Raw genomic sequence first — 19,400 nt, 5'->3', positions numbered from 1 at the left:
CGGTCCAACCTACAACCCAACAAATCTGGGTAAAATGTTGGGTTACATTGCATTCGGTCCAACCTACAACCTTAAAATCGTAGGTTGGGTGAAGCGACAGCGCAACCCAACAAATCTGGGTAAAATGTTGGGTTACATTCCATTCGGTCCAACCTACAACCCAACAAATCTGGGTAAAATGTTGGGTTACATTGCATTCCACCCAACCTACACGCCTTGAGGAAAAATAATGACCGATCGCATTTTCGCCCCTAATCTCTATTTATGCGCTTATCATCTCCGGGAAGATGACACGGAGGGAGACACTCACCCCCTATGGTCAAATTGCGATCGCCTTTTGTCTCACCTCACGGACACCCGGCTAAACCCCCATCTTCACATCACCCCAAATCGTATCCTTCTCACCCCACCTAAAAAGCAGATTTCCTTCACCTTCACGGACTCTCCCGATATCGAAGGCTTTATCCAACCCGTCCAAATTCAAGACAGTTATGGGGTTTTTCTGAATATTGGCTATGATGATACCGACACCACCAACATTGTGGAAATTCTGGCGGTGGAACAGTTCAACCCTCACCAGATTTTACCCTTTCCCCAAACTCCTTATTTTCTCGGACAAACTCTCCTGTTAACCCTCCATTTGACCCCGGAAAATCAAGATTTGCAAGGTTCGGAATTGACGGAATTAGCCAATCAATCCTATCAGGCTTTATTCCATCAAAAGACTTCCCCATCCCGTCTGGGGGAATTATTTGGGAGTCCTATTTTTGAATATGGCAACCCCCGCGAACCGGATAAATCCCCCCATATTCTCGTCTGGCTATTCCGTGATGAAATGGCAGATACAACTCTAGGTAAGTGCTTTCAGTTGACCTTTGACCTATTTTTATATCGCCATAAAGTCACGAAAGCGTTTCAAGATAGCCGGGAAATTTATCAACAACTTAAACAATATTATCTCAGCCTAGACCCGACTTTAGACGCAATTCAATCCCAAATTGATGCGGCAACACCTGACCCGGAAAATAATGCCTATCTCCAACATTTTAAAACTCAGTTAAAACAACTAGCCGCTGATTCTTTGATTTACGATCGCCTCCTCCGCAAAATTAAGGATTTATTGAATACAATTAACATAAATCTTAACAATTATAATGAGACAATCGAGCGGATTTGTGCTACACTAGGAACCGATAAGGAAGAACTATCGTTTTGGCGACACTTCGGGGAACAAACAGCGCCCCAATTCCGGGGTCAAATTGCGGCGGATTTAAGTTATTTTGAACAGGGGACGGGGTTAATTTCCCAGGCGATCGCCTCTATTCGCGCCATTGTGGAAATTGACCAAGCACAATGCGATCGCCAACGCCAACAAGCGGAAGCGGACTACTACAGAAAACAACAAAAGGCTAACGGGGACCTACAAAACCATATCCAAGCGGTGGGTGTGGGAATTGCGGCGGGTGCGATCGTCGCTTCAACTTCCGGGTTAATCACTGAACCTTGGGAGCGTCCTGATAGCGATCGCTTTTGGCTACCTCCCCACCCGTTTATTATAGCATTGTTGGCGAGTATTATTTGTGCAGTTGGTGCGTGGTGGGTCGCCGAGAAATTGATTAAAAGGGTGAAATGAAATGTAACCCCCCATGAGGTTGTGATGAGGAATACAATTTAACCGCCTTAATTGGTGGCTTGGGGAGAGATTATACTTGGTTATCGCCATCTTCAGCAGTTAATGGGGGTTGTCTACAATGGCGGACATGAAGCACATAAACCACATCATCTCGAATCACAAACAGAATACGATAAATATTTGGCTGTTTTTTACCGTAGAGAAGTTGCCTAATTTCTTCAGGAAAAACATCATTTTCTATAGCCAAAGCGCAGCGCCGGGGCTGTTTTTGTAGGGTCGCCATTCTATTCATCAAATCGCGAAACCACTGATCAGCATAGTCAGGGGTTCGTTCTTTGAACCATTGGTAGGCTGCTTCAATTTCAATTTCTGCTTGACGACTCAGCCTAACTTGAAATTCCATATTTTTCCTGCATTTTCTGTTGAAATTCTGCTAGAGAAGAAGTGCGATCGGCGTTGACATCAGCTAATCCTTGTTTAATCGCCGCAAGTGTTTCCAAATATTCCATCATGTCTAACAATTTTTGGTAGGATACAGCATCTTGGACGACTAATTCAGCTTTCCCGTTTACAGTCAAGACAATAGGTTTCCCAGTTTCTTTCATCTGTGCTATAAATTCAGATGTATGGCGCTGGAAGTCGGAAAGGGAATGAATATCACCACTTAGGTTAATCATAGCTAGACAAACAGTAAATAATTGGCATGGAATTTCATCTTAACACAGGTCATCGGAATCTGATGGCACTTTGACGAGTCCATGAAAGCCAAGGTAGAGGGTTAAAGTAGGTTAATCTTCCGTGGGTTTGCTACTATTCCATAATAGGCGAGTTCCCATAATTGCAAAGCCGATCGCCGCCGCCATTTTCACCCATTGAGTCGGTAAAATTTCCGCCACACCCTGACCTACCAACACCCCTATCAGACTAGCCAGGACTAGGGCTGATGCTGTCCCAAAAAAGATGGCTTTAGGGGATTTCGTCGTACCACTTAGGGCGATCGCTGCTACTTGGCTTTTATCTCCCAACTCCGATAAAAATACCGTAATAAAACTCAGTCCTAACAGTTGTAAATCCATTGATATTCAGTATTTAATTTTACCAGCCAATCACTTAGTGGAAAACCTCCCAGAATATGATAGCAGAAATCACTAACAAAGTCAATCCCGCCGCCCGTTCTAAAGTTTGGGGTTGAATATGACGCGCCAACCATTGACCTAGCAAAACCCCCAATAAACTGGTGGTAATTAAAGCGCTTCCCGCGCCCAAAAACACCACCCAAGGATTATGAGATTCCGCCGTAATTAATAAGGTAGTAATCTGGGTTTTATCCCCCATTTCCGCCAGAAAGATGGTGAAAAATGTCGAAGTAAAAATCGCCCAAACTTTGATAGATTCAGCCGCACCCGAAACCATATCTGGCTGTGTGGAAGAGTCACCTGGGAGGCTATCGGGGTCAGTTATGGTAGTTTCATTTAACGGTTGTTCCTGAAAGTTAGGACTCACAGGAAGGCTATTAGACTGATTTGGGGAAGAATCCACAGGCTCGGAAATTAGTGTCACGGATATTTTATGAAACAATTATGAAATCCAATTTAACCTAATCTGCCCGAAGATGCAAGGTTATTCGTCCCAACCAACAGCCTGGTTAAACCGCTCCATTTCTGGGGAGTCCTCCCCATAAACCCCGATAATCTGTTGCTGACAGCAATCGATCGCAAAATCATTTAACTGGTCTGGTTCAATACCATAGAGGTCTTCAAAGACATCAGCCTGGACTCGACAAAACCGAGGGCGATCGCTGTAGATATTACATTCACGGGTATCATGATTGAAATGGATGCACCAACCATCAGAACCCACCAAGCTGAGATAAAGTTTGAGTTCCTCCGTTCCCAGATATTGGTCTAATTCCGGGCGTTCTGTCGGGTCAAGATGACAGCAAGCGCCACACTGTTTAACACAAAGCCAGGTTGCCACTTTTTCCCCCAAATAATGAATCGGATCGATATGTAACCTTAGATTATCTCTTGCGTTTAGGCTTTCTGGGACGTTTCAAGGCGCGGGGGGTTTTGTCGTCCTCCTCCTCGTCCTCCTCCTCGTCCTCCTCTTCCGCAACAACAGAATCAGATTGAGATTCAGATGAACTTCCCTTCTGCTCCTCTGTCTCTGTTGACGACTTCTCAGATTCTATCTTATCTGAGGTTTCAGGTTCTGGAGTCGCCATGATTGTCTCGGAGTCCGCCTTTTCCGCAGAATCTGTTTTTACCTCCTCAGAGTCCGCTACTTCAGAAACAGCCGTTTCAGCTTCTTTGGTGTCTTTCTGTTCCCCGGTTTCTGATGTCTCTATAGCGCTAGGTTCCGCCTCAGCTTTGATATTACTATCTGTAGCCTCCTCATCTGTAGGTTCTGGGGTGGGGACAGTCTCCACATCAGTAGCATCAGCTTTGATATTACTATCTGTAGCCTCCTCATCTCTCGGTTCTCCCGTTGAAACTGGGTCAGCAGCAGCACCACTATGCTCAGAGTCTATATCTGGGGTTGAAACTTGACCAGCTTCTGCTGTATCGGGGGAGTTAGTTTTTTCCGCCTCAGAGGGGGAAGCATTATCAGCGTCGGTTTCCCAACTATCATCATTATCATCCCAATCAGAAGCATCCGCTTGTGTTTCTGGAGCTTTCGGGTTGTCCAGAGAAGTATCCGGCGCTTCAGTTTTGGCGGGTTCTTTCTTTTTGCGATCGCCAAATATACCTTTTAAACGACCCAACAAGCTACCTAATCCTTTGGATTTCTTCGCTTCACTAGGTTTATCTTCTGGCACTTTAGCAGATTCTACCCGATCAGGTTTGCTGACCTCTGGAGTTTCTTTCACCTCCTCCGTGGGGGTTTCCTCCGCCTTCGATACTTCCTCCGATACTGTCTCCGATACTGTCTCCGATACTGTCTCCGATACTGTCTCCGATACTGTCTCCGATACTTCCTCAGTCGTGGGGGTTTCCGCTGGCGCTGTTGTCGCGGCTTCGGGTACAACTTCCACAACTTCTGGCTGAGAAACCGCTAATTCTGGTTCCTCCGTGATAGTTTCTGGTTCAACTACTGGCGCAACCGCTTCACTGTCCGCCACCACAGGGGATGGTTCTGCTGGCGCTTCTGCTTCTTCTGTAGTAGCTACAGGTTCCGCCACAGGTTCCGCTACAGGTTCCGCTACAGGTTCCGCTACAGGTTCCGCTACAGGTTCCGCCACAGGTTCCGCCACAGGTTCCGCCACAGGTTCCGCCACAGGTTTTACTTCTTCTGGTGTCACCGGAGTGGCGGCGGGGGTTGGGGGTTGAGAAGCCTTTTTAGCCTTTTTAGATGATGGTTTAGGGGTGGTAGATTTTTTAACGCTACGGCTGCTAAATAAGCCTGAGACCTTCTGTTTTACGGGGTCTGGGAGGGGGGTTTGTAAATGAGGTGGCGTGACTTCCCGGCGCAATAACAGGGTCTGCCAACCTAACCAACCCAACAAGGCGACACTAGCAGTTTGACCCAAAAGAATTGCCCCGGTGAAGCGTGCTGCACACACCCATAGAATTAGGGCGTAGAAGAAACCCACACCACTCCAGATAAAGTCACTTTTGCGATGAACCTCTGGAAAGAAGAAGGCAGCCATGTATAGGGTAAAGCTCCCTAAGCCAACTGCGATCGCTAGGATGTATGCCAGCATCTTTAGCTCCACAAATCTCTACTGCAGACATTGTACATCTCAGCGCGACCTAAAGTAATCGATAATTAATAATGGCCTATCCTGATGGGTCAGTTTTCGATTTTCCGGTGATGAATGGGGTGGCTGGTTCTGACCCACCCTACCATATTCGCGGCTGGTGGGTCAGTTTTCGATTTTCCGGTGATGAATGGGGTAGCTGGTTTCTGACCCAGCCTACCATTCTACCATTTGATTTTCGGGTGATGAATGGGGTAGCTGGTTCTGAGGCTAGGGGAATATATTGCGAAATGATAAGCGTAATTAAAAATACAGAAGCTCTCTAGGGATTTTGCTAATGTGACGGAAATCACAACAATTGAGTGTAGAAGATCATGATGATAACTGCATCAAATCATGGTCGTTATCTAACTAATTGTTTATAATCGATCCTAAATTCACAAAGGGTGCGGTTAATGTTTATCTGAAAAGGAGCGATCGGCTATGCTGGAAAAATTAATCCTGGCTGCACTTATCACTTTATCACTACACCTGCATTTGGGGTGGAAATGGACTTTTGATAACCGATTCTGGTTATTGAGTATCACCCCTAATACAGAGACAGTGCAACTTTTCACGTCTCAGTTCGTAAATTTAGATTGACAACTGTGGATTTTCCGGTAAGGTTTCATGGTCTCCAAAGACCATCAGACTTGGCTCGCCATAACTAACCTAAGAAAAGTCTCATCAAATCTTCATGGTTATTTTACCTAGGCTAGTTATCGTACAAGTAGGCAATAATATCTGCTCACCTGTTTGAGCTAAGTTGGGGGTCAAGTTTTATGAGAAGGTCTGCGACATTAAAAAATGGTTTAAGTGGTCAGTCTAAAGTTATTTGTTTACCTGGTGGCGATCTGGACGGCTGTGGCGATCGCATTCACCAGATTAACCGCCTGAAAAAGACTCGATCAGCACAGCGGTTTGGTCTGTATACTCAAGAAGCAATCTCCCTAAACAGTGGGGAGTCGAAGCGATACTGTGAAATTCTAATCCGCTTCATTGATGAACCAGAGCAAGTGGTTCCAGCTTCGTGGCTTGTACCAATAATAACCCAAGGCTATAGATTAGCTGAAAAAATAGACCGCTGGGTAATTGAAACAGTATTAGATTTGTTGTCGGAAACTAGCCCCGAAAATCGGGAAAAATATCGTTTCGCTATTAACATATCGAGTCGGACTCTATATGATTACCGACAGTGGCGAAAATTAGAGCGAGAAATACTTAAACGAGACCTGACACCGGATCTATTCTGCTGGGAAATTGCGGAATCAACTATTCTAGCTAACCCTCAAAAGGCGGCGGATGCGATCGCTAACCTGCAAATTCAGGGCTATTATGTTACAGTAGATCAGGTCGGTGGTCGGTATTCGTCATTGGACTATCTTAACTATGTCACCGTTGACTATCTGAAAATAGCCGATGACTTGGTGAAAGATATCGCGCAGGACTTAGGCGATCGCTCAATTGTCCAAATAATTCAGTTGGTGGCGCAGTCTTTAGCTATTGAGACCATAGCCAACGGGGTAGAAACTTCCCCAGCCTTTGAAACCCTCCGAGACCTGGAAATAGATTATGCTCAGGGATATTATCTGACTCAACCTCACCCCCTAGCCGCCAAATTTTTGGGGTGAACTTTGGGAATGGCAACTTTTTTAAGTGATTGTGAGTCTCAAATACGGGTAGAATATAGTTATGGTATCACACCCTGTGTAGTAGGGGCGATCGCTGTTTTCCACAGCCAATCTGCACCTAAGCGCGTCAATTAGATGATTGACCACCAAACCAGGGAGAAAGCCAAGGATTAAAAATGCGAACAGTAACATTAAGGAGGAACACACATTTTTTTCCTGAATTGTAGACGTTCACCCGAACTATTAAATAGTGCAACCATACCCTTTCAGCCTTTGGGATTCCTCGTAATGTTCTAGCCTGGCTTTTCCACCTTAACAACTGTTTAATTATGTTTAAAAACTACCTGCCACAACTCCGAAAAAATACCCGTCGCTTGCTGTATCCACTGCTATCAGTAACGGTGGTCTGTGGGATTTTATTAAGTTCTATATCCGCTACCCAAGCGATTTCTATCCCGGAGTTGATTTTTAGAGGAATTCAAGTTATCCAGCTTTCTACTATTTCCGATCGCCAAGAAGTCAATATTGGTAAACAGATCAATGATCAGATGGTAGGTCGCGAGTTTCGTTTGCATCGTAACCGCGATTTAACTATGTATGTTAACCAAATTGGTCAGCGACTGGCACAAACTAGCGATCGCCCTAATATTCCCTATACTTTCCAAGTAGTTGATGATTCCCGGATTAATGCTTTTGCTACTATGGGGGGATTTGTTTATATCCATACAGGTTTAATTAACGCCGCCGATAATGAAGCACAACTGGCTAGTGTAATTGCTCATGAAATTGGGCATATTGTCGGTCGTCATGCTATTCAACAAATGCGAGAAATGGCGATCGCTCAAGGTGTGGCTTCGGCGGCTGGACTTGATACTAATAGGGCGGTACAAATTGGGGTAGAATTAGCCCTAAGACGGCCGAATAGTCGCAGTGCAGAATTTGAAGCAGATGAACTGGGAATCATTAATTTGGGTAGGGCTGGATATGCTCAAGAAGCAGCTCTAGACTTTATGGCAAAACTTTTAAGTAGCAGTTCTCCTCCCACATTTTTAAGCACTCACCCCGCCACCCGCGATCGCATTGAAGCCATGAGACGGCATATTGATCCACAACTAGCAGGACAAAGCGGAGGGATGAATAATGAAAGATACAGACAAATAGTTAGACAACTGCTATCTTAGTTGAGAAGCGGTGGGAGAATTTGGCTCCCGGTTCAACTCTTCCCTTTTCTGAGGGGAGGGTTTATTATTATATGTGGTATTATTATGGGCGGTAGTCCCCAACCGACCGGCAACAGTTACCAGATAATTTCTGGAAAGTCCCCTATTGTTTTAATCGAATTTTGTGAACAGTGTAGAGCCAGAAAAAGGTAGCATTTTAATAGTTGACGATACACCTGATAATTTGCGGGTATTGTCGGCAACTCTTGGCGATCGCGATTATGATGTACAATGTGCGATTAACGGCAAATTAGCACTAATGGCAGTTGCCAACCAACCGCCGGATCTCGTGTTGCTAGATATTAAAATGCCGGAAATGGACGGTTATCAGGTCTGTGAAGCCTTAAAATCTCAACAGAAAACGGCTGAGATACCTGTAATTTTTCTGAGTGCTTTGGATGATGTTATCGATAAGGTGAAAGCCTTTGCGGTGGGGGGAGTGGACTATATCACCAAACCTTTTCAAGTTGAGGAAGTTTTGGCGCGGGTTGAACATCAACTGACCATTAGAAGACTACAGAAACAATTACAAAATCAAAACTTTCGTTTACAGCAGTTGAACGAAGATCTGAAACGTTCTAACCAAGAACTTGAACAATTTGCTTATATTGTTTCCCACGACCTACAACAACCACTACAGACCATTACCGGGTTTGCGGAATTGATGCTGACCCTGAAATCGCAAATTAACCTGGAGGAGGAAGCAGAAGAATATGTGCTGCCGATTTTAGATGAGGGAATGCGACTACAGCAATTAATTAAAAATCTGCTACACTATAGCCGGGTGGGAACGAAACAAGCTGCTTTTGAGGCGATCGACTGTAATATTATATTAGAGGAAACTCTGAGTAACCTAAGTTTAGCGATTCAGGAAAGTGGGGCGATTATTACCTCAGAGAAACTCCCAATGGTATTTGGCGATCGCCTTCAGTTAGGACAGCTATTTCAAAATTTGATTGCTAATGCAGTTAAATATCACCGTCCTGGTATACCCCCCAAAATCACGGTTTCTGTGATGCCGAAAAATCAAAATTGGCAATTTGGTATCCATGATAATGGGATTGGTATTCCGGCGGATAAAACCCAGAGAATTTTTCAGATTTTCCAACGACTACATACCCAGCAGGAATACCCAGGAAATGGTATCGGTTTAGCGATTTGTCGGAAAATTATTGATCGCCATCGAGGGGATATTTGGGTAGAGTCTGATCTGGGTGTAGCCACCAGTTTCTACTTTACTTTACCGATATATGAATCACAATCACCGTCAATTACACCAGAAATTACAACAGCTAGAAACCGCCCTAGCTGAGAGTCAAAATCGCCTGCGAGATTTATTTCATTTAGCCCCCATTGGGATTGCGGAAATCTCAACGGAGGGCTATTTTTTAGAGGTAAATACGGCTTTTTGTCGGTGGGTGGGCTACTCCCAAGCGGATTTAATTAACTTGGATTTTAATGAAATTACCCACCCGGAAGATGGGGATATTTGTCGGCAAAAATTTGAGCAATTAATTACCCAACAAATTGATGAATACACCCTCGAAAAACGCTACCGTCATCGAGACGGACATTGGGTTTATGGGATTGTTACTTGTTATCTGCGTTTGGATGTCAAGGGAAATCCTCTCTGTGCGATCGCTCAAATTATTGATATTACCCAACGCAAACGTTCCGAACAAGAAATTCGCGAAAAAGAAGAGTATTTACGTCTACTTCTGGATAATATCCCCCAACAAGTATTTTGGAAAGATACTAATTTAGTATTTCGAGGTTGTAACCGAAATTGGGCGATCGCCGCCGGACTAGATAGTTCAGAATCAGTAGTCGGAAAGACAGATTTTGATTTATTTGCAGATGCTAATATTGCCGAGTTTTACCGGGAAAAAGATACACAGGTTTTGGAGTCTCGCACCCCGGAAATGAATGTGGTAGCGCCTAAACAAAAGCTAGGACCGGGAGGGCGGCGAATTTGGCTAGATGTTAGCAGAATTCCTATGTTAGATTCCCAGGGTAATGTGTTGGGAATTTTGGGGGTTTTAGAAGATATTACCGAAAGTAAGGAAATCGACGAAAAGCTGCGTTTAACTCAATTTTCGATTGATAAATCTAGGGATTATGTCTTATTTAGTGATATTAATGGCAGGTTTTTTTATGTGAATGAAGCCGCTTGTCAAATTCTGGGATATTCTCAAGAGGAATTACTGACCATGGAAGTGGGAGATATAGATCCCCTCGCTTCCCCTGGTGGTTGGTCAATTTCTTGGGATGATTTGCGAGACCAAGGTTCATTTACTTTTGAATCAACTCATTATACTAAAACTGGTCAGGCGATCGCTGTGGAAATTACCCTGAGTCATTTAGAATATAATCACCGGGAATATGGCTGCGCTGTAGTCCGAGATATTCGCGATCGCAAACAAACTGAAATAGCCCTTCAACAAGCCAAGGAAGCCGCCGAAACCGCTAGTCGGGCTAAAAGTGAATTTCTCGCCCGCATGAGTCATGAATTACGCACACCACTTAATGCTATTCTGGGATTTACTCAATTAATGGAAAGGGAATTATATCATAATCCTAATATTCCTCTATTTGACCATAAAGAACATTTAGAAATTATCGGTCGCAGTGGTGAACATCTCTTAGAGTTGATTAATGATGTTTTGGAGATGTCGAAAATTGAGGCGGGTAGAGTTTCTCTGAATCCCACGAATTTTAATTTAATCTCCTTACTTAATTCCCTGCGAGAAATGCTAGAATTGCCAGCCTCATCGAAAAAATTAACCCTGGATTTTGCCATTGATGATCAGATCCCGACTTATATTTATGCCGATGAACAAAAACTGCGTCAATGCTTAATTAATTTGCTGGGAAATGCCATTAAATTTACTGTGAAAGGTGGGGTGATTTTGCGGGTGAAATTGGGTAAATTTAACCATGATTTTGGGCAACTATGGTTTGAAGTTGAGGATACCGGACCCGGTATTGACCCCTCGGAAATGGATTTACTCTTTGAACCGTTTTCGCAAACAGAAACTGGTCGTAATTCTCAACAGGGGACGGGTTTGGGACTCTCGATAACTCAAAAGTTTATTGGTTTAATGGGTGGGGAGATTCAAGTTAGCAGCGAGAGAGGAAAAGGCACAATTTTTCGGTTTGATATTCAAGTGACTATGGCTGAGGCGGCGACTAGAAACTCCGAAAAATCTCCAGGGAGGGCGATCGCTTTAGCAGAAAATCAGCCGGAATATCGGATTTTGGTGGTTGATGATAACTGGACTAACCGCAAATTAGTGGTCAAATTATTGAACCCCTTGGGTTTCCATGTCCGAGAGGCGGAAAATGGTCAGGAGGCGATCGCTATTTGGGAGGAATGGAAGCCCCATCTCATTTTTATGGATATGCGAATGCCAGTTATGGATGGCTATGAAGCCACTCAGCTAATTAAACGCCACCTCAAGGGTCAAGCTACTGTAATTATTGCCCTAACCGCCAGCGCCCTCCAACAAGAAAAATCTATTGTTTTATCGGCTGGGTGTGATGATTTTGTCCGCAAACCTTTCCGGGTAGACCAGCTATTACAAACTATCGTTAAACATCTCGGAGTCCGTTTTATCTATGAACAAAATCAATCCCAATTAGCCGAAAATCTGGCTATTTCTGAATCCCAAAACTCAGCCAATCGCAATTATAACACATCTGTTGATACAACGGAAATCAATCTTTCCGTAATGCCGGAACCGTGGCTAAAAGAATTACATCAAGCTGCCACTAAACTAAACGGTCGCTTAATTGCTGATACTATTGCGAAAATTCCTGGTCAATATAAACCCCTAGCTGATTATATTAGCAAATTAGCTAATGATTTCCGCTATGATATTTTAATTGATTTAACCAAGCCCAAGTAGGGTGCGTCCGACGGATTAATCATCATGAATAATATAGAATAATCCCACTGACGCACCATTTTACACCCTGTTAGTATTGTGGAACCGAAGGATCAACCTCTTTACTCCAGGCAGTAATTCCGCCTTTAACATTAATCCCCTCAATACCAGCTTCCTTGAGAATTCCTAAAGCCTTAGCCGATCGCCCTCCCATTTTACAATGTGCAATTAGACGATTACCATTGAGAATTTCTTTAACCTGTTCAACCCCTTTACCCTGTTCAATGTCGGGTAGAGGAATTAAAACAGAACCCGGAATTTTGGCGATTTCGTACTCATTAGGGTTGCGAACATCAATCAACACAAAATCATCCGCACCACTGTCAATCAGAGATTTTAATTCCGTCACCGTCATTTCCGCGAGAGATCCGGCTGCTTGTGCTTCCTGCTGTTTAGCTTGGGGAATGCCGCAGAATTGTTCGTAGTCGATGAGTTTTTCAATCACCGGACGTTCAGGATTAGGCCGTAATCTCAATTCCCGGAAACTCATATCTAGGGAATTGTAAAGCAGTAAGCGACCGCTAAGAGTCCGTCCCTGTCCCAAAATAATTTTAATGGTTTCAGTGGCTTGAATAACGCCAATCATGCCTGGTAGAATCCCTAAAACTCCACCTTCAGCGCAGGAAGGAACCATCCCAGGGGGTGGGGGTTCGGGATATAGGTCGCGATAGTTGGGTCCGCCTTCATAATTGAAAACGGTAGCCTGACCCTCAAATCGGAAAATAGACCCGTAGACGTTGGGTTTATTTAACAAAACACAAGCATCATTGACCAGATAACGGGTGGGGAAGTTATCGGTGCCATCTACGACGACATCATAGGATCTAATAATATCCAGGGCATTTTCGGAACTGAGGCGGATATTGTATAACTCTACCTGGCAGTTAGGATTAATTTCGAGAATCCGATTTTTGGCAGATTCTATTTTAGGTTTTCCCACCCAGGAGGTCCCGTGAATGATTTGGCGTTGGAGATTGGAATTGTCTACAATATCAAAATCGACAATCCCAATGCGACCAATCCCTGCTGCAGTTAGGTATAATAGCAGAGGTGAACCGAGTCCACCTGTGCCAATACAGAGGACGCTGGCCGCTTTCAGACGCTTTTGACCCTCTAACCCGACTTCTGGTAAAATCAGGTGACGGGAGTAGCGTTCGTATTCGTCTGGCTGTAACTGGATTTCATCCAAATTCGGATTTAACATGGCAAGGTCTGGCAAGGGAATATGCAACCGTTCTCAAAAACCTACAATACCACAAAGTTTCTGGAAAACGACAAGCCCTTCAACCCCAATCTTTGGTACACTACTCAGTTAACAGTAACCTGCCATTGATACATTGGGCGAGAATTTGATGATTAAAGTCCTGCATCTTTCGGATATCCATTTGGGTAGTGGTTTTTCCCAAGGACGGATCAACCCGGAAACTGGCTTAAATACTCGTCTGGAAGATTTTACCAGAACTTTGGGGCGATGTATAGATCGGGCGATCGCAGAACCTGTGGATTTGGTTTTGTTTGGGGGGGATGCTTTCCCTGATTCTACCCCGCCACCATTTGTTAAGCAGGCTTTCGCTCAGGAATTTCGCCGCCTGGTAGATGCGGAAATTCCCACGGTGTTACTGGTGGGGAATCATGACCAACATTCCCAAGGACAGGGGGGGGCGAGTTTGGGGATTTATCGGACTCTGGGAGTGCCGGGGTTTGTGGTGGGCGATCGCTTAGAAACCCATCCCATTCCAACTCGCCACGGTTTAGTTCAGGTGATTACTATCCCCTGGTTGACCCGTTCAACCCTACTGACTCGACCGGACACTGAGGGGCTGTCTTTGGAGGCGGTTAATAAATTACTCATCGATCGCCTAACGGTAGCCCTAGAGGGAGAAATTCGACGGCTTGATCCGGATATTCCCACGGTATTGTTAGGACATTTAATGGTCGATCGCGCTAGTTTCGGGGCTGAGAGGTTTCTGGCGGTGGGGAAAGGTTTTAATCTTCCTTTGGGGTTGTTGACTCGTCCTCAGTTTGATTATGTGGCTTTGGGTCACGTTCACAAACACCAAAATCTTAATCCTACTAATAACCCTCCGGTGGTGTATCCGGGGAGCATAGAAAGGGTGGATTTTTCAGAGGAAAAAGAAGACAAGGGGTTTGTGTTGGTGAATTTGGCGAAGAATCAAACAACTTGGGAATTTTGCCCTTTACCAGTGCGCTCATTTTGTACAATTAGGGTGGATATTTCCCAGCAAGATGACCCCCTAACCGCATTGCTGGGGGCGATCGCTAAGAAAAACATTGATCAGGCTGTGGTGCGACTACTGTATCAGTTGCGACCAGATCAATTAGATGCGATCGATATGCCGAAACTGCACGCCGCCCTCAGTGCAGCCCATAGTTATACTATCCAACCGGAATTAATTAGTCAACTAGCCCGCCCTCGTGTCCCTCAATTGGCGGCGGGAAGTGCGATCGACCCCCTAGAAGCCCTAAAAACCTATTTGGATAACCACGACCATTTAAAGGGTTTACAGCAGGATATGATCGAGGCGGCTAGGGCTTTATTAGCTGAGAATACCGCCGAGTAAATTTAAACGCTATACTGAAAACTAATTATCCCAACATAGTCAATAGCACTAGAACTTATCTAATATTATGAGCAATCGTCTAGCCCAATCATCAAGCCTTTATCTCCGCAAACACGCAGATAATCCCATTGACTGGTGGCCTTGGTGCGATGAAGCCTTAGAAAAATCTCGAACTGAAGATAAGCCCATATTTCTGTCTATTGGCTACTCAAGTTGTCACTGGTGTACAGTTATGGAGGGGGAAGCGTTTTCTGATGCGGCGATCGCTGAATATATGAACGCTAATTTTATCCCCATCAAAGTCGATCGCGAAGAACGTCCAGAAATCGATAGCATTTATATGCAAGCCCTACAAATGATGACTGGTCAAGGAGGCTGGCCGTTAAATGTATTTCTCACCCCAGGCGATCGGATCCCCTTTTATGGTGGGACTTATTTTCCCATTGAACCTCGCTACGGAAGGCCGGGGTTTTTGGATTTATTGAAAGCCATTCACAACTTTTACCAGACTGACAAAAATAAACTCGAAACTGTCACCGAGGAAATTCTGACCCAACTGCGACAGTCTATGATTTTACCACCCTCGGAATTAACCGAAGATTTACTGAAACAAGGACTAGAAACTAACACGGGAGTAGTTGGTCGTAATAACTACGGCGGTCCTCGGTTTCCGATGATTCCTTATGCGGATATGGCTTGGCGGGGAACTCGCTTAATTTCTTCACCTAAAGTAGATGGTAAAGCAGCCTGTTTGCAACGGGGAAAAGACTTAGTGACTGGAGGAATTTATGACCATGTGGCGGGAGGCTTTCATCGTTACACGGTTGACCCGACCTGGACAGTTCCTCACTTCGAGAAAATGCTTTATGATAACGGTCAAATTCTTGAGTTTTTGGCAGACCTATGGTCTGATGGCGAGAAACAACCTGCTTATCAAAGGGCGATTAATGGTACAGTGGAATGGCTGAAACGGGAAATGACTGCACCGGAGGGCTATTTCTACGCGGCACAAGATGCTGATAGTTTTGTCACCTCCCAGGATAAAGAACCGGAAGAAGGTGCGTTTTATGTATGGACTAACCAAGAGTTAGAAACTTTCCTGAGTCCGGCAGAATTTGGGGAGTTACAAGCACAATTTACGGTGACAAAATCTGGTAATTTTGAAGGTAAAACGGTATTGCAGCGCTGGAATTGTGATGAGTTAGAGCCTTTGATAGAAACTGCTTTGGCTAAACTATTCGCAGTCCGTTATGGTGCGCCACCAGCGGAGGTTACAACTTTCCCGGTGGCTGAGAATAATCAGGCGGCTAAAGAAAGGGACTGGCCGGGTCGTATTCCGGCGGTTACTGATACTAAGATGATTGTAGCATGGAATGCTCTGATGATTTCGGGGTTGGCGAAAGCGGCGCGGGTTTTGGATAATTCCGAATATTTGGAATTGGCGACTAAGGCGGCAAAATTTGTCCTAGAACATCAGTGGGTTGATGACCGTTTTCACCGGGTTAATTATGACGGCAAGGTGGCGGTATTATCGCAGTCGGAAGATTATGCTTTATTTATCAAAGCGTTAATTGATCTACATCAAGCTAGTTTGCAACATCCGGAATTGGCAGATTTTTGGCTGACAAATGCTGTCAAAGTTCAGAATGAGTTTGACCAGTATCTCTGGAGTGTGGAATTGGGGGGCTACTTTAATACAGCCCTTGATGATGCTGAAACTTTGCTAATTCGTGAACGTAGTTATATGGATAATGCTACTCCGGCGGCGAATGGGGTGGCGATCGCTAATTTGGTGCGCCTATTTCTGTTAACAGAAGACCTCAACTATTTGGATCGCGCCCTCCAGGCTTTGGAAGCCTTTGCTAGTGTTATGCGCCAGTCTCCACAAGCCTGTCCGAGTCTGTTTGTGGCTTTTGATTGGTATTGTAATAATACTTTGGTTCGCACTAATTATGAGCAAATCGCTAAGTTAAACAAGCAGTATCTACCTACTGCTGTTTTTAAACTTGATCAAAATTTGCCTCCCGGTGCGATCGCCCTCGTTTGTCAGGGTCTCAAATGCAAAAAACCCGCCCAAGATGAGGCGGAAATGCTAACTCAATTGCACGAAAGTCTTACCCGTACATAATACCTCAAAATAGGCTTGGGATTAATTCCCAAGCCTACATACACCCTCACCCATACCCTCACCCAACAGTTGGCGCTATCGTCCCCAAATAGTTAAGTTTTGCTAATACATACGGCTAGAGAGTTTTGTTATTTTCAACGACATTAAGAATTAATAAGAATTTATTGCCAATTATTCTCAAATTATTGACGAGTTTATAGGGGTTCTGGTAGACTGTAATTAATGTTACCCAAGGGTTTATTGTGCCTAAATGCCAAAAACAGGGTCTATAACCCTTGTCATATAAGGATTTAGCATAATTCGCCGTCTCAAACTTGCCTCTGGCGATGCACGAATTTTCCCGAAAAAATGGACAGCCCCCAATAGGCATCTTGACAAAAGAGACATTTTGTGAATACCATCGCCCACCAGTTCCAGACAATAGGCAGAAATATGAGCTGATCAAGACTAGGAAAATGGAGAAATGGTAAACTTAAAGCCTTGGCAATGGGCAATTATAGTCAGTCCGATCGCGATCATAGTTGGATTTTTATTAATCTCAGCGGGGTGGCAAATTCATAGCTGGGGTATTAACTGGATCTGGGGAATTGTCACGCTGCTATTATTGGGGTGGCGATGGTTATTAGTAAGGTGGACAAAGCCAGTTCTTGCCCAGATAGAAGCGGCTCGTGACGAAGCAGCCGCCAAGTTTGAATTAACGGAAGAAATGGCAGCAGCCACGGGAGGGAGTGAAGCGATCGCCCAGGTAGAAAAAGCGGTACAAGACATCCTGATACAATCGCGAAATGATCCGCCATTTTGGTTAGACTGGGGGCAATTTTGGGAACGCTGTAAACAGCTAGTAATTGTGATTGCTAATATATATCATCCCGAGGTAAAATATCCCCTACTTGATATTTATGTACCCCAGGCTTATGGATTAATTCGGGGAACAGTAGATGATTTAGATCGGTGGATGCAAGAACTATCCCCAGTGCTAAATAAAGTAACGGTAGGACAAGCCTATCAAGCCTATGAAGTTTACCAGAAATTAGAACCCTCAGCCCGGAAATTATGGCAGGTCTGGAGTTGGGCTTCATGGATACTTAATCCGGTATCGGCGGCGGCGAGGTTAGCGAGTCAGAAACCGAGCAATAAAGCGACTCAAGAACTATTAGTTAATTTAGGTCAAATGATGCGAGAGGTAGCCCTACAAAACCTCTCCCGACAAGCGATCGCCCTTTATGGCGGCGAACAAATTCCCCTGACGGCGTTAACTGTTACCGAGGAAAATTTACCCCAGGCGCAAACCCAAACTTTACAGGAGATTATCTCCCAGGCTGACCCTCCCGAAAAGGTGGAACAAAAACCGGTTAGCATTCTGTTAGTAGGACGCACTGGGTCAGGAAAAAGCAGCTTAATTAATACCCTGTTTCAAGCTAACCTCGCGGAAGTTGATGTTCTTCCCAGCACCGATCGCATTAAAAATTATCACTGGAGTACACCGACAGGAGAATCCCTAAATTTGTGGGATACTCCCGGTTATGAACAAGTGAAACGAGAAGACCTGCGGGAGTTGGTGGTTAGTGAAGCCCAAACAGCAGATTTGCTATTATTAGTCACACCCGCCCTCGATCCAGCCTTACAAATGGATCGGGATTTTTTGCAGGATATGCGTGTGGAAGTTCCTGACCTGAAAGCGATCGCTATTGTCACCCAAGTTGACCGTCTGCGTCCGGTCAGAGAATGGGAACCTCCCTATAATTGGGAAACCGGAAATAGACCGAAAGAAAAAGCTATTCGGGAGGCGACAGAATATCGTCACCAACAGTTAGGAGAATTTTGCGATCTGGTTTTACCCCTAGTTACCAGTGATTCCTCAACTCAGAGAAATCCTTGGAATGCTGAGGTTTTATCCAACCATTTAGTGGAAGCAGTCGGACCGACCAAACAATTAAGATTAGCCCGATTTTTACGAGAGCAAAAATCCCGCACTCTCGCCGCCGCTAAAATTATTGACCGCTATACCCGGCAAATGGCAACCACCCAAGGGTTAACAGCCTTATTAAAAAGTCCTGTCCTCAAATTTATCTCTACCCTCACCACCGGAAACCCTACCCTCGCCTATCTGTTGGCTGAACAAATACCCATAGAGCAACTTCCGGTGGCGATCGGTAAATTGCAGATGGGTTATGATCTGTTTTGTCTCCTCACTAGCGATCGCACTAAATCCCCTAATTTTGACCTTCTCGCCCTCTGGCCGCTACTTTTAAATAACCCCGATCCACCTGACCATAATGCTTGGGCTTTCGGACACGCTTTAGTTGAATACTGGACCCAAAATCTCACCGTTCAACAACTCGAAAAGCGATTTGATTACTATTTCCAATTAAAGAAAACCTAAGACACACCTGCCCCGCCTTACCATCTCCTTGTAATTAATAATTAACAATTAACAATTAATAATTAATAATTAATGACCGGGTGGCGGGTTTATTCATCTTCTGGTCGGGAAATGTAATTAACAATTAACAATTAATA

At 44.5% G+C, this 19,400-nt stretch carries 19 protein-coding genes; 12 read left to right on the top strand and 7 right to left on the bottom strand.

Features of this window, described 5'->3' with window-relative positions; all coding sequences use genetic code 11:
• The first annotated feature begins 25 nt into the window (after positions 1-25).
• On the top strand, positions 26-220 hold the full coding sequence (locus tag P5683_RS09160) for a hypothetical protein (RefSeq protein WP_396442933.1): 195 nt from the start codon (positions 26-28) through the stop codon (positions 218-220).
• Positions 221-229: 9 nt separating this feature from the next.
• Positions 230-1,633, top strand: a complete 1,404-nt coding sequence (locus P5683_RS09155; RefSeq protein ID WP_315644864.1) for a hypothetical protein — start codon at positions 230-232, stop codon at positions 1,631-1,633.
• Between the two features lie 70 nt (positions 1,634-1,703).
• Here P5683_RS09155 and P5683_RS09150 read toward each other — a convergent pair whose 3' ends face one another.
• The 6 genes from P5683_RS09150 to P5683_RS09125 all read right to left on the bottom strand — a co-directional run bounded on the left by P5683_RS09150 (position 1,704) and on the right by P5683_RS09125 (position 5,336).
• Positions 1,704-2,036 carry a type II toxin-antitoxin system RelE/ParE family toxin gene (locus P5683_RS09150; RefSeq protein ID WP_006623727.1) on the bottom strand — a complete coding sequence of 111 codons (333 nt, stop codon included), beginning with the start codon at positions 2,034-2,036 and terminating at the stop codon, positions 1,704-1,706.
• Positions 2,020-2,310 carry a type II toxin-antitoxin system Phd/YefM family antitoxin gene (locus P5683_RS09145; protein WP_006623728.1) on the bottom strand — a complete coding sequence of 97 codons (291 nt, stop codon included), beginning with the start codon at positions 2,308-2,310 and terminating at the stop codon, positions 2,020-2,022. The genes P5683_RS09150 and P5683_RS09145 overlap by 17 nt, the downstream gene beginning before the upstream one ends.
• Positions 2,311-2,421: 111 nt before the next feature.
• Positions 2,422-2,709, bottom strand: coding sequence for a TMEM165/GDT1 family protein (locus P5683_RS09140; RefSeq protein WP_006623729.1), 288 nt, complete (start codon positions 2,707-2,709; stop codon positions 2,422-2,424).
• Positions 2,710-2,743: 34 nt separating this feature from the next.
• On the bottom strand, positions 2,744-3,193 hold the full coding sequence (locus tag P5683_RS09135) for a TMEM165/GDT1 family protein (RefSeq protein ID WP_315639762.1): 450 nt from the start codon (positions 3,191-3,193) through the stop codon (positions 2,744-2,746).
• A 60-nt stretch (positions 3,194-3,253) separates the two neighbouring features.
• The gene (locus tag P5683_RS09130) at positions 3,254-3,610 is read right to left on the bottom strand and encodes a YkgJ family cysteine cluster protein (RefSeq protein ID WP_071533648.1); all 357 of its coding nucleotides are present in this window, start codon (positions 3,608-3,610) and stop codon (positions 3,254-3,256) included.
• Between the two features lie 43 nt (positions 3,611-3,653).
• Complete coding sequence (locus tag P5683_RS09125) at positions 3,654-5,336, bottom strand: Ycf66 family protein (protein WP_315639763.1); 1,683 nt, start codon at positions 5,334-5,336, stop codon at positions 3,654-3,656.
• A 71-nt stretch (positions 5,337-5,407) separates the two neighbouring features.
• On the opposite strand from P5683_RS09125, the gene P5683_RS09120 reads away from it, so the two are divergent.
• From P5683_RS09120 to P5683_RS09090, 7 genes are all read left to right on the top strand, one after another.
• Positions 5,408-5,659 carry a hypothetical protein gene (locus tag P5683_RS09120; protein ID WP_006668536.1) on the top strand — a complete coding sequence of 84 codons (252 nt, stop codon included), beginning with the start codon at positions 5,408-5,410 and terminating at the stop codon, positions 5,657-5,659.
• Between the two features lie 157 nt (positions 5,660-5,816).
• On the top strand, positions 5,817-5,975 hold the full coding sequence (locus P5683_RS09115) for a hypothetical protein (RefSeq protein WP_006668535.1): 159 nt from the start codon (positions 5,817-5,819) through the stop codon (positions 5,973-5,975).
• A 179-nt stretch (positions 5,976-6,154) separates the two neighbouring features.
• Positions 6,155-7,003, top strand: a complete 849-nt coding sequence (locus tag P5683_RS09110) for an EAL domain-containing protein (RefSeq protein WP_006668534.1) — start codon at positions 6,155-6,157, stop codon at positions 7,001-7,003.
• A 9-nt stretch (positions 7,004-7,012) separates the two neighbouring features.
• Positions 7,013-7,138, top strand: coding sequence for a hypothetical protein (locus P5683_RS09105; RefSeq protein ID WP_006668533.1), 126 nt, complete (start codon positions 7,013-7,015; stop codon positions 7,136-7,138).
• 194 nt (positions 7,139-7,332) lie between these two features.
• Complete coding sequence (locus tag P5683_RS09100) at positions 7,333-8,184, top strand: M48 family metallopeptidase (RefSeq protein ID WP_315639765.1); 852 nt, start codon at positions 7,333-7,335, stop codon at positions 8,182-8,184.
• Positions 8,185-8,347: 163 nt separating this feature from the next.
• Positions 8,348-9,535 (top strand): ATP-binding protein, encoded by a 1,188-nt coding sequence (locus P5683_RS09095; protein ID WP_315639766.1) that lies wholly within the window; start codon positions 8,348-8,350, stop codon positions 9,533-9,535.
• Positions 9,474-12,131, top strand: a complete 2,658-nt coding sequence (locus P5683_RS09090; RefSeq protein ID WP_315639768.1) for a PAS domain S-box protein — start codon at positions 9,474-9,476, stop codon at positions 12,129-12,131. Before P5683_RS09095 ends, P5683_RS09090 begins: the two co-directional genes overlap by 62 nt.
• A gap of 70 nt (positions 12,132-12,201) precedes the next feature.
• Here the strand turns inward: P5683_RS09090 and moeB are convergent, their stop codons facing one another.
• Positions 12,202-13,374, bottom strand: a complete 1,173-nt coding sequence (gene moeB, locus P5683_RS09085; RefSeq protein WP_006623740.1) for a molybdopterin-synthase adenylyltransferase MoeB — start codon at positions 13,372-13,374, stop codon at positions 12,202-12,204.
• A 148-nt stretch (positions 13,375-13,522) separates the two neighbouring features.
• Here moeB and sbcD point away from each other — a divergent pair, with 148 nt between their 5' ends.
• From sbcD to P5683_RS09070, 3 genes are all read left to right on the top strand, one after another.
• Positions 13,523-14,752: an exonuclease subunit SbcD gene (sbcD, locus tag P5683_RS09080; protein WP_006623742.1), complete on the top strand. Its 1,230-nt coding sequence runs from the start codon at positions 13,523-13,525 to the stop codon at positions 14,750-14,752.
• A 67-nt stretch (positions 14,753-14,819) separates the two neighbouring features.
• The gene (locus P5683_RS09075; RefSeq protein ID WP_006668527.1) at positions 14,820-16,880 is read left to right on the top strand and encodes a thioredoxin domain-containing protein; all 2,061 of its coding nucleotides are present in this window, start codon (positions 14,820-14,822) and stop codon (positions 16,878-16,880) included.
• Between the two features lie 463 nt (positions 16,881-17,343).
• Positions 17,344-19,263 (top strand): GTPase family protein, encoded by a 1,920-nt coding sequence (locus tag P5683_RS09070; protein ID WP_315639770.1) that lies wholly within the window; start codon positions 17,344-17,346, stop codon positions 19,261-19,263.
• Positions 19,264-19,400 lie beyond the last annotated feature (137 nt).

The organism is Limnospira sp. PMC 1279.21, assembly GCF_032349615.1.
GTDB lineage: Bacteria > Cyanobacteriota > Cyanobacteriia > Cyanobacteriales > Microcoleaceae > Limnospira > Limnospira fusiformis.
This window is presented reverse-complemented; position numbering and strand designations above follow the sequence as displayed.

Excerpts from the sequence above, each read along its gene's own strand:
- P5683_RS09155 (WP_315644864.1), top strand. The coding sequence starts at position 230 with ATGACCGATCGCATTTTCGCCCCTAATCTCTATTTATGCGCTTATCAT.
- P5683_RS09150 (WP_006623727.1), bottom strand. The coding sequence starts at position 2,036 with ATGGAATTTCAAGTTAGGCTGAGTCGTCAAGCAGAAATTGAAATTGAA.
- P5683_RS09145 (WP_006623728.1), bottom strand. The coding sequence starts at position 2,310 with ATGATTAACCTAAGTGGTGATATTCATTCCCTTTCCGACTTCCAGCGC.
- P5683_RS09140 (WP_006623729.1), bottom strand. The coding sequence starts at position 2,709 with ATGGATTTACAACTGTTAGGACTGAGTTTTATTACGGTATTTTTATCG.
- P5683_RS09125 (WP_315639763.1), bottom strand. The coding sequence starts at position 5,336 with ATGCTGGCATACATCCTAGCGATCGCAGTTGGCTTAGGGAGCTTTACC.
- P5683_RS09120 (WP_006668536.1), top strand. The coding sequence starts at position 5,408 with ATGGCCTATCCTGATGGGTCAGTTTTCGATTTTCCGGTGATGAATGGG.
- P5683_RS09115 (WP_006668535.1), top strand. The coding sequence starts at position 5,817 with ATGCTGGAAAAATTAATCCTGGCTGCACTTATCACTTTATCACTACAC.
- P5683_RS09110 (WP_006668534.1), top strand. The coding sequence starts at position 6,155 with ATGAGAAGGTCTGCGACATTAAAAAATGGTTTAAGTGGTCAGTCTAAA.
- P5683_RS09105 (WP_006668533.1), top strand. The coding sequence starts at position 7,013 with ATGGCAACTTTTTTAAGTGATTGTGAGTCTCAAATACGGGTAGAATAT.
- P5683_RS09100 (WP_315639765.1), top strand. The coding sequence starts at position 7,333 with ATGTTTAAAAACTACCTGCCACAACTCCGAAAAAATACCCGTCGCTTG.
- P5683_RS09090 (WP_315639768.1), top strand. The coding sequence starts at position 9,474 with ATGAATCACAATCACCGTCAATTACACCAGAAATTACAACAGCTAGAA.
- moeB (WP_006623740.1), bottom strand. The coding sequence starts at position 13,374 with ATGTTAAATCCGAATTTGGATGAAATCCAGTTACAGCCAGACGAATAC.
- sbcD (WP_006623742.1), top strand. The coding sequence starts at position 13,523 with ATGATTAAAGTCCTGCATCTTTCGGATATCCATTTGGGTAGTGGTTTT.
- P5683_RS09075 (WP_006668527.1), top strand. The coding sequence starts at position 14,820 with ATGAGCAATCGTCTAGCCCAATCATCAAGCCTTTATCTCCGCAAACAC.
- P5683_RS09070 (WP_315639770.1), top strand. The coding sequence starts at position 17,344 with ATGGTAAACTTAAAGCCTTGGCAATGGGCAATTATAGTCAGTCCGATC.